General features: G+C 64.8%; 12 protein-coding genes. 7 read left to right on the top strand and 5 right to left on the bottom strand.

The features are described from left to right. Nucleotides 1-135: 135 nt before the first annotated feature. Nucleotides 136-873: an SIMPL domain-containing protein gene (locus ACVOL0_RS18410; RefSeq protein WP_481550306.1), complete on the bottom strand. Its 738-nt coding sequence runs from the start codon at nucleotides 871-873 to the stop codon at nucleotides 136-138. 131 nt (nucleotides 874-1,004) lie between these two features. On the opposite strand from ACVOL0_RS18410, the gene ACVOL0_RS18405 reads away from it, so the two are divergent. Genes ACVOL0_RS18405 through tldD form a run of 4 tightly spaced genes read left to right on the top strand, consistent with a single transcriptional unit; the run spans nucleotide 1,005 to nucleotide 8,448 of the window. After that, a complete protein-coding gene (locus ACVOL0_RS18405) occupies nucleotides 1,005-1,601 on the top strand; it encodes a Maf family nucleotide pyrophosphatase (protein ID WP_481550305.1) in 597 nt (198 codons plus the stop codon). Nucleotides 1,602-1,606: 5 nt separating this feature from the next. Next, a complete protein-coding gene (gene rng, locus ACVOL0_RS18400; RefSeq protein ID WP_481550304.1) occupies nucleotides 1,607-3,097 on the top strand; it encodes a ribonuclease G in 1,491 nt (496 codons plus the stop codon). 39 nt (nucleotides 3,098-3,136) lie between these two features. Continuing rightward, the gene (locus tag ACVOL0_RS18395) at nucleotides 3,137-6,955 is read left to right on the top strand and encodes a YhdP family protein (RefSeq protein ID WP_481550303.1); all 3,819 of its coding nucleotides are present in this window, start codon (nucleotides 3,137-3,139) and stop codon (nucleotides 6,953-6,955) included. A 47-nt stretch (nucleotides 6,956-7,002) separates the two neighbouring features. Continuing rightward, entirely contained in the window at nucleotides 7,003-8,448 is a 1,446-nt protein-coding gene (gene tldD / locus ACVOL0_RS18390; protein ID WP_481550302.1) for a metalloprotease TldD, read from the top strand. A 215-nt stretch (nucleotides 8,449-8,663) separates the two neighbouring features. Here the strand turns inward: tldD and yjgA are convergent, their stop codons facing one another. Next, entirely contained in the window at nucleotides 8,664-9,263 is a 600-nt protein-coding gene (gene yjgA, locus ACVOL0_RS18385) for a ribosome biogenesis factor YjgA (RefSeq protein WP_481550301.1), read from the bottom strand. Between the two features lie 135 nt (nucleotides 9,264-9,398). On the opposite strand from yjgA, the gene pmbA reads away from it, so the two are divergent. Together pmbA and ACVOL0_RS18375 are read left to right on the top strand one after the other, a co-directional pair. Next, nucleotides 9,399-10,766 carry a metalloprotease PmbA gene (pmbA, locus tag ACVOL0_RS18380; RefSeq protein ID WP_481550300.1) on the top strand — a complete coding sequence of 456 codons (1,368 nt, stop codon included), beginning with the start codon at nucleotides 9,399-9,401 and terminating at the stop codon, nucleotides 10,764-10,766. Nucleotides 10,767-10,870: 104 nt separating this feature from the next. Further along, complete coding sequence (locus ACVOL0_RS18375) at nucleotides 10,871-11,275, top strand: DUF4870 domain-containing protein (protein WP_481550299.1); 405 nt, start codon at nucleotides 10,871-10,873, stop codon at nucleotides 11,273-11,275. A 271-nt stretch (nucleotides 11,276-11,546) separates the two neighbouring features. Here the strand turns inward: ACVOL0_RS18375 and ACVOL0_RS18370 are convergent, their stop codons facing one another. The 3 genes from ACVOL0_RS18370 to tilS are packed head-to-tail and all read right to left on the bottom strand — an operon-like array spanning nucleotide 11,547 to nucleotide 14,005. Next, nucleotides 11,547-12,425, bottom strand: coding sequence for a polyprenyl synthetase family protein (locus tag ACVOL0_RS18370; RefSeq protein ID WP_481550298.1), 879 nt, complete (start codon nucleotides 12,423-12,425; stop codon nucleotides 11,547-11,549). Beyond that, nucleotides 12,415-12,675: an exodeoxyribonuclease VII small subunit gene (locus ACVOL0_RS18365; protein WP_282269773.1), complete on the bottom strand. Its 261-nt coding sequence runs from the start codon at nucleotides 12,673-12,675 to the stop codon at nucleotides 12,415-12,417. Before ACVOL0_RS18365 ends, ACVOL0_RS18370 begins: the two co-directional genes overlap by 11 nt. Nucleotides 12,676-12,706: 31 nt before the next feature. After that, nucleotides 12,707-14,005: a tRNA lysidine(34) synthetase TilS gene (tilS, locus tag ACVOL0_RS18360; RefSeq protein WP_481550297.1), complete on the bottom strand. Its 1,299-nt coding sequence runs from the start codon at nucleotides 14,003-14,005 to the stop codon at nucleotides 12,707-12,709. A 29-nt stretch (nucleotides 14,006-14,034) separates the two neighbouring features. Here tilS and ACVOL0_RS18355 point away from each other — a divergent pair. Beyond that, nucleotides 14,035-14,238: hypothetical protein (locus ACVOL0_RS18355; RefSeq protein WP_481550296.1), on the top strand; the 204-nt coding region annotated here is incomplete at its 3' end.

The raw sequence follows: 14,238 nt of genomic DNA, 5'->3' as shown, positions 1-14,238 counted from the left end.
CGGCGGCGCGAGCCGCTGCCCCCCCCCCCCCCCCCCGCCCCAACAAAAATAACCGGCCAACCGCGCTGCCAAGGCAGGTTGCCAAAACAAAAACGGCGCCCGAAGGCGCCGTTCCGATTGCAGTGGCCGTGTTGCTCAGCGGCCCAGCTCGAACACCACGTCCAGGTTGACCGAGACGGTGGTTTCGCCAGGCGACACCGCGGTATCCATTTCCATCTTGTTGGCGCGGCCGGCGGCCATGGCCATCATCGGCATCGGCCGGAAGCCACCCTGGCTGCCTTCGGAAATGCTGACGATACGGCGCACGCGCAGGCCCAGCGACTTGGCATAGGTCTCGGCACGGGCCTGGGCCTTCTTCAGTGCGGCCAGGCGGGCTTCGTCATAGACCGGCTCGGGCTGGTCGATCTCGAAGCTGGGGCCATTGATCTGGTTTGCGCCCTGTGCGGCCAGGCTGTCCAGCACCTTGCCCAGCTTGCTGATGTCGCGCACCTTCAGGCTGACGGTGTTGTTGGCCTGGTAGCCGGTGATCTTGGGTGCCTCATTCTCGGCGTAGCGGTACTGCGGGCTGAGGTTGATGCCGCTGGTCTGGATGTCGCGTTCGGCAATGCCGGCGGCCTTGATCGCCGCCATCACCTTGTCCATCTGCACGGCATTGTCGCGCATGGCGGTGTTGCCATCGGCCGCCTGGGTCACTACCCCGGCCGACAAGGTAGCCACGTCCGGGACCCGGCGGGCTTCGGCTTGGGCGGAGACGTTCAACAAGGTCGCGTCGCTGGCAACCACGGCCGGGACGGTTTGGGCATTGGCGGTCATCGAGACTCCAAGAGCGAGTGACAGGGACAGCAGCAGTGGGGCGAGGGCGGTACGACGCATGGTGATCCTCCTTGGCTGGATCGTGAAAATGAACACAGGGCGATGAACGGGTGGTGAGCCATGATGGGGTTGCCGTCACTTTGCCAGCAATGCTCATCATTCAGGTTGCTGGCGCAGGTTATGCTTTCACGATGCTTTATCTCGCCTCCCGCTCCCCCCGTCGCAACGAACTGCTGTCCCGCCTTGATGTGCCTTTCCGCGCCCTCGATCTGGAGGTGCCGGAGCAGCGTGCGCCAGGTGAGGCGGCCGAGGCGTACGTGCGCCGGGTTGCACTGGACAAGGCCCGGGCGGGGCTGGCCTTGGTAACCGATGACCCGCAGGCAGTGGTGCTGGGCTCCGATACCGAGGTGGTGTTGGATGACCGGGTCTACGGAAAGCCGGCCGATGCTGCCGATGCGGCGGCCATGCTGGCCACGCTGGCCGGGCGTACGCATCGGGTGATCACCGTGGTGGCCTTGGCCGCGGCCGGGCGTCATGCGCTGGAGACGGTGATCTCGGAAGTGACCTTCGCACCGATGAGCGCGGCGCAGATCCAGGCCTACGTTGCCACCGGCGAGCCGATGGGCAAGGCTGGCGGCTATGCCATCCAGGGCGGGGCGGAGCGTTTCATCAGTCATTTGGCCGGCAGCTACTCCGGGGTGATGGGGCTGCCGTTGCAACAGACCGCCGCGCTGCTGGCGGCATTTGCCGCAGGCGCGGACGACGATTCCATGGACAAGGGGGAATGAAGGACGTGTCTGAAGAAATTCTGGTCAACGTCACTCCGCGCGAAACCCGCGTGGCGGTGATTGAAAACGGCATGTTGCAGGAGCTGCACATCGAGCGCGGTTGGCGCCGTGGTGTGGTCGGCAACATCTACAAGGGCAAGGTGCAGCGGGTGATGCCAGGCATGCAGGCCGCCTTCGTCGAGGTGGGGCTGGAGCGCGCCGCGTTCCTGCACGCCAATGACGTGGTGCGTCCGGCGCCGGTCGCCGCCGATACCGACGAGACCGCGCCCAGCCTGCCGCTGCCGTCCTCGGTGCCGATCGTGGAGCTGCTGCGCGATGGCCAGGATGTGGTGGTGCAGGTGGTCAAGGACCCGATCAGCACCAAGGGCGCACGCCTGACCACACAGATCAGCATTCCCTCGCGTTACCTGGTGCTGCTGCCGCAGTCCAAGATGGTCGGGGTCTCGGCCCGCATCGAGGACGAAGGCGAGCGCGCCCGCCTGAAGTCGCTGGTTACCGAGATCTCGGCCCAGCACGGCGGCTACGGCTATATCGTGCGCACCAATGCCGAAGGCCAGCCGGCCGAAGCCTTGGCCGAGGATATCTCCTATCTGTCGCGGGTCTGGGCGGTGGTGGAGCGGCGCGGCCGCGAAGCAGCGCCGTGCAGCATCATCTATGAAGACCTGAGCCTGCCGTTGCGCTCGGTGCGCGACCTGATCCGCAAGGACGTGGACAAGGTCAAGGTCGACTCCAAGGAAACCTTCGGCCAGCTGCAGGCGTTTGTCGCCAAGTACATGCCGGTGCTGGGCGAGAAGCTGGAGCTGTACACCGGCGACCGCCCGATCTTCGACATGTTCGGGGTCGAGGATGAAATCGTCCGTGCCTTGAACAAGCAGGTGCCGCTCAAGTCCGGTGGCTATCTGGTCATCGACCAGACCGAGGCGATGACCACCATCGACGTCAATACCGGCTCCTTCGTCGGCCAGCGCAATCTGGAAGAAACCGTATTCCGCACCAATCTGGAGGCAGCGCAGACGGTGGCGCGGCAGCTGCGGCTGCGCAATCTGGGCGGCATCATCATCATTGACTTCATCGACATGGATGACGCCGAGCATCGCCGCCAGGTGCTGCGCACGCTGGAAAAGGCGCTTGCGCGCGACCATGCCAAAACCACGGTGTATGACTTCTCGCCGCTGGGTCTGGTGGAAATGACCCGCAAGCGCACGGTCGAAAGCCTGGAGCGCCAGCTGTCGGAGACCTGCCCGCAGTGCAGCGGCCGCGGCAGCATCAAGACCGCTGAAACCGTGACGTACGAAATCTTCCGCGAGATCACCCGTGCCGTGCGCCAGTTCGAGGCGGCACGCCTGTTGGTGATTGCCTCGAGCAAGGTGGTCGCGCGCATCACCGACGAAGAGTCGGCGGCGGTGGCCGAGCTGGAGGAGTTCCTCGGCAAGAGCATCCGCTTCCAGGCCGATGATCAATACCTGCAGGAGCAGTTCGATGTGGTGCTGCTCTGAGCCGGCTCACTTCGCCGCACGGAAGCGCGAAGTGAGCTGATGACCACGTTGTTGCGCCACCGCCTGCGCCGCTTCCGTCGCTATGCCTTGATGGCAGTGGCGATCGCGTTGGTGTGCGTGGCCTTGCTGGTCGGCACGGCAAGCCAGCTGCTGCCGATGGTGGAAGCGCACCCGGACAAGGTTGCTGCCTGGTTGAGTGAACGTGCCGGGCAACCGGTAGCGTTCGATAAGCTGGACACCCGCTGGACCCGGCGTGGCCCCATCCTGCAGCTCGATGGTTTGCGGGTAGGGCAGGGCGAAGGGGTACGCATCGGTCAGGCCGAAGTGTTGGTGGCGGTGTATTCGGGTTTGTTGCCCGGCGCGCCGCTGACCGAGCTGCGCCTGCGCGGGCTGGCCTTGACCCTGCAACGGGCCGATGACGGCCGTTGGTCGGTGCGCGGTCTGCCCGAGTCCCAAACCGGCGGCGATCCACTGGATGCCCTGCGCAGGCTTGGCGAGCTGCAGGTGATCGGTGGCCAGCTGCAGATACAAGCGCCATCCATCGGCCTGCAGACCCGTATTCCGCGCATCGACCTGCGCCTGCGCGTGAACGGTGAACGCCTGCGGGTAGGTGCCAGGGGCTGGATCGACACCAGCGCCGCACCGGTTACCGCGGTATTGGACTTCCAGCGCCGGCACGGCGATGGTCAGGCCTGGTTCTCGGCCGATCCGGCCGAGTTGGGGGCATGGTCCGAACTGCTGAAGTTTGCCGGGGTGCAGCTGCGCCAGGGCAAGGGTGAGCTGCAGAGCTGGGTAGAGCTGCAGGACAACCGCGTGGTGGCGGTCAGCGCCGAGGGTGAACTGGACGATGTGCAGCTCGTTGGTGCGCCGTTGCGAGGCACCGCCAAGCCGAGCGTGGTCTTCAACAAGTTGCAGTTGCGTGCGCGCTGGAAGGCGATTGATGGCGGCTGGCGGCTGGACGCGCCCACGCTGAGGATCGCCACCGACAGCACTACCCAGTCACTGGACGGTTTGCTGCTGGCCGGCGGCAAGCACTATGCGGTGCAGGGCAAGCAGCTCGACGCCGGTCCGATGCTGCAGGTACTTGCGCTCAGTGACCGCTTGCAACCCAGCCTGCGCAATTGGCTGCATGGTTCGAAGCCTTCGTTGAAATTTGCCGATATCAACCTGCTCGGTACGGCCGATGGCCCCTTGCGCGCCAGCGGCGAGCTGTTGGATGCCAGCTTTGCGCCGGTTGCTGACAGTCCCGGTGTCAGCGGTCTGCGCGGTCATTTTGAAGGCGACGCACAGGCGTTTTCGCTGGCTCTGAAGCCGGACCATGTGGTGCGTTTTGATTGGCCTACCGGCTTCGGTGTGCTGCATGAGCTGCAGCTTTCAGGCGATCTGGTCGGTTGGCGCGAAGGCGCCGGCTGGCAGGTTGCTACGCCAGCCTTGCGCGTGCAGGGCCGGAACTATGCTGCCGACGTGCGCGGCGGCCTGTGGTTCCAGGGCGACGGCACCCGGCCGTGGATCAGCCTGGCCGCCAAGATCGATGATGTACCGATCACCGCTGCCAAGCAGTTCTGGGTGCGCTCAAGCATGAGCGATGCGGCGATCGAGTGGCTGGATGCGGCACTGGTTGATGGCACCCTGCGCGGCGGCACCGGTCTGGCCGTCGGCGACCTGGACGACTGGCCGTTCACCGGCAACAACGGGCGCTTCGAGGCGGGCGGGCATATCGATGATGGCTCGATCCGCTTCCAGCAGGATTGGCCGCTGATGCAGCACGTCAATGCTGATATCAACTTCATTGGCGGCGGTTTCGATCTGAATGGTCGCGGTGATCTGGCCGGGGTCAAGGTGGATCACCTGCGAGCGGGTATTGCCAGCTTCGCTGATTCCAAGCTGGTGGTGCAGGCCAGTACCGTTGATGAAAGCGCGCGCTTGCTGGCGATGCTGAGGCAGAGTCCACTGCAGGCCAGCTATGGCGATACCTTGGACAATCTGAGCGTGGCTGGCCCGGCGGCGGTCAATTTCGACCTTTTGTTGCCGCTGCACCACGATGCTGGCGGGCATCTGCTCGGCGACGTCGATCTGCGCGGCGTGCGTCTGGCGGACAAGCGCTGGGACCTGCAGTTCGAGGGCGCGCGCGGCAAAGCCCAGTACAGCAGCGATGGTTTCGATGCGCCTGCCCTGCAGGTGCGCCATCAGGAACGGGACGGCGTGCTGGCGCTGCGCGCAGGTAAGCCGGTCAAGGACCCCGCGCATGCCTTCGAGGCCGAGCTGAGTGCGGATCTGGATGCGGGCAAGCTGCTTGACCGCGCGCCGGAGCTGGCTTGGCTCAAGCCCTATGTACATGGCACCTCGGCATGGACGGTCGGGGTCAGCCTGCCCAAGGAGCAGGCCGGTGCACGCACCGGTCCGCCGACCCTGCTGACACTGCGTTCGGATCTGCAGGGTACGCGCCTGCAGTTGCCGGCGCCGCTGAACAAACCGGCTGGCGATGCCTTGGCAACCACGGTGCAGGCGGCTTTGCCGATGGGGGCAGGACGCATTGATGTGTCGTTCGGCAAGCTGATGGCCTTGGCTGCGCGCAGCCAGAACGGCAAGACTGGCGTGCAGGTCACGATGGGCAGCGACACGGTTGATCACGAGCCGCCGGCCGATGGGCTGGTGGTCAACGGCCGCACGCCGTCGTTGGACGCGCTGGAATGGATAAGCCTGGCACGCGGAGGCAACAGCGACGGCAGCGATGGTGGCGTGGCGCTCAAGCAGGTTGATGTATTGGCTGATCAGCTGTTGATGGTAGGCGGGCGCTTCGCGCAGACCCGGCTGCAGCTGCGGCCCGGCGCCGATGCGGTTGCCGTGCAGCTGGACGGGCCAGCTTTGGCGGGTAACCTGCGCGTGCCTACCGCCGATGGCGGCACGATCAGCGGGCAGTTGGCGCGGGTCCATTGGCAGGCGGCCACGGCGGCCACGGCCGAGTCCAGTGACACTCCGGCAGAACCGATCAATCCGGCCAGTATCCCACCGCTGGCATTGGATATCGACGACCTGCAGTTCGCCACGGTCAAGCTCGGCCAGACCCGGCTGCGCACGCAGCCGACCAGTGACGGCCTGCAGGTGCAGGAGCTGGCAATCCGCGCGCCCAAGCAGGTCATCGATGTGCACGGCCAGTGGCGCGGCATGGGCGCGCAGGCCCGGACCCAGGCAACGGCGCAGGTACAGAGCGAAGACCTGGGCGACTTGTTGCAGCGTCTCGGCTATGCCGGGCAATTGCGTGGTGGTCAGGGCAAGGTGAATCTGCAGGCGGGCTGGCAGGGCGGTCCGATGGCCTTCAACCTGGCCACGCTGGAGGGCGGGATGGACATGAACCTGCGCAATGGCCAGCTGCTGGAAGTGGACCCGGGCGCCGGCCGCGTGCTCGGTCTGCTCAGCGTGGCGCAGCTGCCGCGACGCCTGCTGTTTGATTTCCGCGACCTGTTTTCCAAGGGTTTGGCATTCAACCATGTCGAGGGCGCGATGCGCTTCGGCAACGGCCAGGCCAGTACTGACAAGATCGCCATCGAGGCACCGGCGGCGGAAATCACCATCCGCGGCCAGGCTGACCTGGTTGCCCAGCAATTCAACCAGACCATCGATGTGAACCCGCGCTCGGGCAACCTGCTCACCGTGGTGGGCGCGGTGGCCGGTGGCCCCGTGGGTGCAGCAGTGGGCGCGGCGGCCAACGCGGTGCTGGGCAAGCCCTTGGGCGAGATTGGCTCCAAGACCTATAAGGTGACCGGGCCATGGAAAGATCCCAAGGTTGAAGTGCTGGACCGAGACGCTGCTCGTCTGCCGCCGCCGCTGGTTACGCCCGGCGCGGCCAGCAACCCCTGAATCAGCGCAGGCTTGCAAGAGGCAGGCCTGCCCCCATCTGGATAGTCATGACCGAAAACGCTCTCACGCTCGCTGAAACCCGCCTGCTGCTGCCCGCCGGGCTGGATGCCAATCGCCTTGAACGCACCTTTGGCACCTTGCTGGGGCCGGGCATCGATTTTGGCGATCTGTACTTCCAGCATTCGCGCCGCGAGAGCTGGAGCGTGGAGGACGGCATCGTCAAGGACGGTGCCCACTCGATCGAGCAGGGCGTGGGCGTGCGCGCAATTGCCGGCGAAAAGACCGGCTTTGCCTACTCGGACGATATCCAGCCGGCAGCCCTGCTGGCCGCTGCACAGTCGGCACGCGCCATCTCCCGCGAGGGCGGTGAGCAGAACGTGCGCTCGCTGGTGCGCGGCAGTGGTCGCGCGCTGTACCCGGCGCTGGACCCGGTGGACAGCATCGGCAACGAGACCAAGGTGGAAGTGCTCAAGCGTTTGGATCGCTACCTGCGTGCGGCCGATACCCGCGTGCAGCAGGTGATGGTGAGCCTGTCCGGCGGCGTGGATACGGTGCTGATCGCGCGCAGCGACGGCGTGCTGGCCGCTGACGTGCGCCCGCTGGTGCGTTTGAACGTACAGGTCATCGTCGAACAGAACGGTCGGCGCGAATCCGGCTATGCCGGCGGCGGCGGTCGTTACAGCTATGAAGAGCTGTTTGCCGGTGAGCGCCCGGAAGCCTTCGCCCGCGAAGCGTTGCGCCAGGCACTGGTGAATCTGGAAGCCATTCCGGCGCCGGCCGGCGTGATGCCGGTGGTGCTTGGCCCGGGCTGGCCCGGCGTGCTGCTGCATGAAGCGGTCGGCCACGGCCTGGAAGGTGATTTCAACCGCAAGGGCACCAGCGTCTATGCCGGTCGCATCGGTGAACGCGTGGCTTCGCCGGGCGTGACGATTGTCGATGACGGCACCCTCGATGGCCGCCGTGGTTCCTTGAACATCGACGACGAAGGCACCCCGACCCAGTGCACCACCCTGATCGAGGACGGCATCCTGGTCGGCTACATGCAGGACACGCTCAACGCGCGTTTGATGGGCGTGGCGCCGACCGGCAATGGCCGCCGCGAATCCTTCGCGCACATGACCATGCCGCGCATGACCAACACCTATATGCGCGCAGGCAACCATGACCCGCAGGAGATGATCCGCTCGGTGAAGAAGGGCTTGTACGCGGTCAACTTCGGTGGCGGCCAGGTCGATATCACCAGCGGCAAGTACGTGTTCTCGGCCACCGAGGCTTACCTGATCGAGGACGGCAGGATCACCGCGCCGGTGAAGGGCGCGACCCTGATCGGCAATGGCCCGGAAACCATGCAGAAGGTGCGCATGATCGGCAACGATCTGGCCTTGGATGAAGGCGTGGGTATCTGTGGCAAGGACGGGCAGAGCGTGCCGGTCGGTGTTGGCCAGCCGTCCTTGCTGATTGATGGGTTGACGGTGGGTGGTACGCAGGCTTGAGGTCAAGGCTGAAGAGCCGCGCTCATCCGCCCTCCGGGCACCTTCTCCCGTAGACGGGAGAAGGGATTGCAGAGCTGCAGTTCGAGCTGACTCTGCCAAATTCCAAATGCCAGCCGTCCCTTCTCCCGCGAGCGGGAGAAGGTGCCCCGCAAGGGGCGGATGAGGGGAGCTTTTCGCTACAGAGCCAAACCAGCAGCAACGCCCCTCAATCCAGGTCAATCCTGCTCGTCGTCGCCATCCACATCATCAGCAGCATCGTCATCATCGCCACCAACTTCCGCAGCCGCGCTCAATACCGGCACCAGCATCAGCTCACGCAGCACCTGATAGATCTCACGGTAGGCGCGCGGCGGTTTGTTCTTGGCTTTTTCGGCCAGCGCATTGCGCACCAGGGTGCGCAGGGCTTGACGGTCGGCCTCCGGATGCTCGTCCAGCAGTTCGCCCAGGGCGACGTCGCCCTCGGCCAGCAGCCGCTCACGCCAGCGCTCCATGCGGTGCATGATTGCTACTTCGCGGCGCGAGGTCTCGCTGTTGGCGTCCAGCGCGTTGCGGATCGCTTCCAGCGTCTCGTCTTCCTCGCGGCGCATCTGCTTGGCCAGGAACGCCAGCTGCCGCTTGCGCGCGCCGTGCGAGGTAATGCGCTTGGAGTACTCGATGTGTTCCAGCAGGCCTTCCGGGATCGGCAGGCGCGCCAGCTGGGCAGGGGTCAGCTCCACCAGGGTTTCGCCCAGCGCCAGCACTTCCAGCGCTTCGCGCCGGTTCTGGCTACGGCTTTCGCCCAAAAATTCACCGGTTTCTTGATCGCGTCCGCGCATCGCACTGCTACCTACTAAACTTCATGACAGGAAAGCCAGGCGCTCGCCGGGCTCCACGAAAAATCCACGTCACGCCGCCGCCAGTCATGCATGACCGGGCAGATGTGAAGGGATTTGGCCACCAAGGATAAAGCATTGAACGCCATTAGCACCCAAAACCCTGCCGCCGACGACAGTCTGCAGCGCCTGGAGCGCTTGACCGGGATCTCCCAGCGCCTGCTGGAACGGGCCCGCGCCATGGGCGCCAGCCAGGCCGAGGTCAGCTGCAGCGAGGACCGCGGGCTGGATGTGAATGTGCGCCTGGGCGAAGTGGAGACGGTCGAGGCCACGCACGATCGTGGCATCGCGGTGACCGTGTACTTCGGCCAGCGCAAGGGCAGCGCCAGCACCGCCGACCTGCAGGAAGCCAGCCTGGAGGCTACCGTGGCCCAGGCCTGTGCCATTGCCCGGCATACCGAGGACGATCCGGCCTCCGGCCTGGCCGATCCGGCGCTGATGGCCACCGAGTTCCCGGACCTGGACAGCTGGCACCCCTGGGAGCTGAGCGCCGAGCAGGCGCTGGACCTGGCGCTGGCCTGTGAATCGGCCGGCCGCGGCAGCGACAGCCGCATCAGCAATTCCGACGGCGCTTCGGCTTCCACCGCACAGAGCGTGTCGGTGTATGCCAATTCGCACGGTTTCATCGGCCGCGACCGCAGCAGCCACCATTCCATTGGCTGCGCGCTGATTGCAGGGCAGGGCGATGGCATGCAGCGCGATGGCTGGTATACCAGTGCCATTGCCCGCGAAGACCTGGACGATCCGGCGGCGGTGGGCCTGCGCGCGGCCGAACGCACAGTCGCCCGGCTGCAGCCGCGTTCGTTGCCTACCGGTGAGGTACAGGTCTTGTTCGCTGCGGAAATGGCGCGTTCCTTGATTGGCCACCTGCTCAGCGCAGTCTCCGGCGGCGCCTTGTATCGGCGCGCCAGCTTCCTGCTCGACAGTGTGGACACCCAGCTGTTCCCGGACTGGTTCGCCATCGACGAGCTGCCGCTGTTGCGTCGCGGCCTGCGCTCCAGTTCCTACGATGGTGAGGGCGTGGCAACCCGCAACTCCGCTTTGATTACCGATGGCGTACTGCAGCGTTACATCCTGGGCAGCTATTCGGCGCGCAAACTGGGCCTGCAGACCACGGCCAACGCCGGCGGCGTGCACAACCTGAAAGTGAAGGCCAATGCCGGCGACCGTGCATCCATGCTGTCGGGTATGGGGACTGGTTTGCTGGTGACCGAGCTGATGGGGCAGGGCGTCAACGGCATTACCGGTGACTACTCGCGTGGTGCCGGTGGGTTCTGGGTGGAAAACGGGCAGATTGCCTACCCGGTGGACGGTGTCACCATCGCAGGTAACCTCAAGCAGATGTTCGCGGGCATCGAGGCGGTCGGTACCGACGTGGACCGGCGTTCGCATGTCTCCACCGGCTCGATCCTGGTGGGGAAAATGACCGTAGCAGGTAATGATTGACGCAGTCTTGGTAAACAGCGGACTATTCTTACGTGGGAGCTGATGTGCTTCCTATAGCTGTCTGCCCGTATTGATACGCCCTTTACAAGGATCTTGGGGAAACAATGAGCGATTACCAGAACTCTCCGCCGCCGGCACCGACCGGTTCGACGAATACCGAAGAACGTCAGTGGGGCATGTTTGGCCACTTGTCAGCGTTGACCGGCGTGTTGACCGGAGGCCTCGGCAATCTCATCGGGCCGTTGGTCATCTGGCAGATCAAGAAGGACACCATGCCCTTTGCCGCTGAACAGGCCAAAGAAGCACTGAACTTCAATATCACCTTGGCCATCGTGGCGCTGGTCCTGGCGGTTTTGTCGGTAGTGACCTTCGGCGTGGCTTTGATTCTTGTGATTCCGCTGTCTGCCGTGCTCGGCATTGCCTGGTTGGTGCTGACCATCATGGCTGGACTCAAGGCCAATGAAGGTGTGAACTACCGCTATCCGCTGACGATCCGCCTGATCAAGTAATCGGCGCGATGGTTGTTCGACAAAAAGCCCGGGGAATCCCGGGCTTTTTGTTTTGGCTGCAGAAGCAGTGGATGGTCGTTTGTAGGAGTGGCGTAAGCCACGAAGCCGATGGCCCATCAGCCCACAGAACGAGCATCGTCGGCTGCAAGTCGCTTCGCAGCTTTGTCCCCTCCCTTTGCCGCAGGCAAGGAGAGGGTTTTTGGGGGCTTTGCGCAGTTGGTTTGTGAGCTTCGCGGCTTACGCCGCTCCCACAAGACCAGCAGGGCTGCGGTCAATGCGAACGGCGTACCGTCAGTTCGGCCAATGCCGACAATGCCGCTGCGCGCTGACCGAACGGTATCAGTGCTGCCTGCATTGCCGTTGCCAGCTCGGCCAGGCTGGCCTTGGCGCCGTCCATGCCCAGCAATGAAGGGAAGGTCGACTTGTCCTGTGCCTGGTCCTTGCCGGCGGTCTTGCCGAGCTGCTCGGAGCTGGCCTCGACATCAAGGATGTCGTCGCGGATCTGGAAAGCCAGGCCCAGGGTGTCGGCGAAGCTGTCCAGTTGTGCAAGCTGGGCATCGCTGGCTTCACCACACAGTGCGCCCATGCGCACAGCGGCGCGGATCAGTGCACCGGTCTTCATCGCATGCATGCGCTTGAGCTCATCCAGTGCCTGCTGCTGGCCGGTGGCGTCGATGTCCAGCGCCTGCCCGCCGCACATGCCGGCAGCACCGGAGGCACCGGCCAATGTCTTCATGCAGTTCAGCGCCAATGCCGGTGGCATCCAGGCGTCGGCGAGGATCTCAAAGGCGCGGGTCTGCAAGGCATCACCGGCAAGGATCGCGGTGGCCTCGTCAAAGGCGATATGGGTGGTCGGGCGGCCGCGACGCAGGGCATCGTCGTCCATCGCCGGCAGGTCGTCATGCACCAGCGAATAGGCGTGGATGAATTCGACCGCGACGGCTGCGGCGTCCAGGCGCGCTTCGTCGGCGCCGAACAGATAGCCGGTGGCGTAGACCAGCATCGGCCGCATGCGCTTGCCGCCGCCCAGTGCTGCATAGCGCATGGCCTGATGCAGTCCCTGCGGAGCAAGCTCCGGGTCGGGCAGGGCGTCTTGCAGCTGTTCTTCGGTGCGTTCCAGCCAGCGGGTGAGCAGGGCGTCAGTCTTCATTGCCGCTGCTTTCAAAGGGTTCGGATTTCTCCGGCTGGGCCGGATCGGTAACCAGACGTACGCGCAGTTCGGCCTGTTCCAGCGCCTGTTGGCACTGGCGGTAGAGGCCAACGCCACGTTCGTATGCGGTCAGCGACTGGTCCAGACTCAGGTCGCCGGCTTCCATCTTCTCTACCAGCTGTTCCAGTTCTTCAAGCGATTGCTCGAAGTGGGCCACCGGTGAGGTTTCATTGGGGGACTTCTTTGCCATGACGCAAGTGTGAGCGGCCAGCGGGAAAGGGTCAATTCACCCGATCTGGCGGCAGCCATTGCAGTGACGCGTCGTGAGCCTGCAGCCATGCCTGCAGGGGTGCCGAAATCACCCGGTCCGCGGCTGCCAGCACGCTGTCGCCAGCGCAGATCAGGGGGAGTTGCGCGCGTAGCCATGGCGGCACGTCAGCCTGCTGCAGGCAATGCTTGAGTTGGTGGCTATGGTCGCGCCCTGGCAGTTGGATGCGCTCGCCACTGTGACGCTGGCGCAGTTGCAGCGGTTCATCGAAGGCGTCCGCGCCGTGCAGCAGCAATTTGCCGCCGTCGGGTAGCTCCACTGGTTCAACGCCATCCCATTCGCGCGTCCAGCCCTCGGGCCAGGGCTTGATCAAGGGCACTGCATGCAGCTGATCACGCCAGCGCACGATGCGGGCCTGCTGCCAGCGGAACTCGGCTTGCTGGTCATGGCCAGCGGCCAGCAGTTGTCGCTGGATCGCCAGCACGCCATTGGCTGGAAGTGCTGGCAGCCCCAGTTGCTTCACCCACAAGCGCAGTAGTCGGGATTGTTGCGGGGCTGCGAGTTGCTTGAGTCCGCTCAACTGCAGCGTGTTTTCTGCGCTCAGGCAGTGTTGCAACAAGGCAGCCTCGTTCTGCTGCAGCAGCAGCGCTGCCTGCGCAGCGAGCTCAGCGCTGCGCGCCATCGCTGCAGCGGCATGCGGCCAGCGCCTGTGCAGTAGCGGCAGGATCTGCAAGCGCAGGAAATTGCGGTCGAAGTCCGCGCTGTCGTTGCTTGGGTCTTCGATCCACTGCAGCTGATGCTGGCTGGCGTAAGCTTCCAGCGCGCTGCGCGGTACCTGCAGCAGCGGGCGCCATAGCGTGCTGTTGCCGAAGCTGCGTTGTCCCTGCATCGCGCCAAGGCCATCGACGCCAGCCCCGCGCAGGGTACGCAACAGAAAGGTTTCGGCCTGATCGTCCTGGTGATGGGCCAGGGCCAGCCATTCGCCTTCGTGCAGGTGTGCCTTGAAGGCTGCATGGCGGGCATCGCGGGCGGCTGCTTCCAGGCCTTGGCCAGCGTTGCGCGGAACCTCGACCTGCACCACCTGCAGCGGGATGTTCCACTGCGCGCAGAGCTGGCTGCAATGCTGTTGCCAGTCATCGGCAACTGTCTGCAGACCGTGGTGTACATGCAGTGCGCGCAGGCTACCGGGCCGGCGACCAGGGGCATTGGCGAGCAGGTGCAGCAGTACGGTGGAATCCAGGCCGCCACTGAAGCCGACAATCACCGGGATGTCGGTTGCGGCGTGTAGCAGGGAAGGGGAAAGCGGCTTCATGACCGCGCCGAGTATCGGCGGCGGCGGCGATGGCTGCAATTGTTGAAGCACCGGGGTTTTGTAGGAGCGGCGTCAGCCGCGAAGCAGACGGTCTGTCAGGTTGCGGAGTGGCTGGCAGTTTCAATGGTGCCGGCTTCGCCGCCGAACCCCCCCCCAAAAAAACCCCCAAGGAAAAAAAAAAAAAACCAAACCCCCCCCCCCCCAAAAACACCCCCGGAAAAAAAACCAAAAAA

The organism is Stenotrophomonas sp. STEN021 (genome assembly GCF_056760175.1).
The sequence above is the reverse complement of the archived record's forward strand: the minus strand, read 5'-3'. Positions and strand labels throughout refer to the sequence as shown.

What these genes read in the sequence shown, in the direction of transcription:
- ACVOL0_RS18410 (WP_481550306.1), bottom strand. Translation starts at nt 873, where the DNA reads ATGCGTCGTACCGCCCTCGCCCCACTGCTGCTGTCCCTGTCACTCGCT.
- ACVOL0_RS18405 (WP_481550305.1), top strand. Translation starts at nt 1,005, where the DNA reads ATGCTTTATCTCGCCTCCCGCTCCCCCCGTCGCAACGAACTGCTGTCC.
- ACVOL0_RS18395 (WP_481550303.1), top strand. Translation starts at nt 3,137, where the DNA reads ATGACCACGTTGTTGCGCCACCGCCTGCGCCGCTTCCGTCGCTATGCC.
- tldD (WP_481550302.1), top strand. Translation starts at nt 7,003, where the DNA reads ATGACCGAAAACGCTCTCACGCTCGCTGAAACCCGCCTGCTGCTGCCC.
- yjgA (WP_481550301.1), bottom strand. Translation starts at nt 9,263, where the DNA reads ATGCGCGGACGCGATCAAGAAACCGGTGAATTTTTGGGCGAAAGCCGT.
- ACVOL0_RS18375 (WP_481550299.1), top strand. Translation starts at nt 10,871, where the DNA reads ATGAGCGATTACCAGAACTCTCCGCCGCCGGCACCGACCGGTTCGACG.
- ACVOL0_RS18370 (WP_481550298.1), bottom strand. Translation starts at nt 12,425, where the DNA reads ATGAAGACTGACGCCCTGCTCACCCGCTGGCTGGAACGCACCGAAGAA.
- ACVOL0_RS18365 (WP_282269773.1), bottom strand. Translation starts at nt 12,675, where the DNA reads ATGGCAAAGAAGTCCCCCAATGAAACCTCACCGGTGGCCCACTTCGAG.
- tilS (WP_481550297.1), bottom strand. Translation starts at nt 14,005, where the DNA reads ATGAAGCCGCTTTCCCCTTCCCTGCTACACGCCGCAACCGACATCCCG.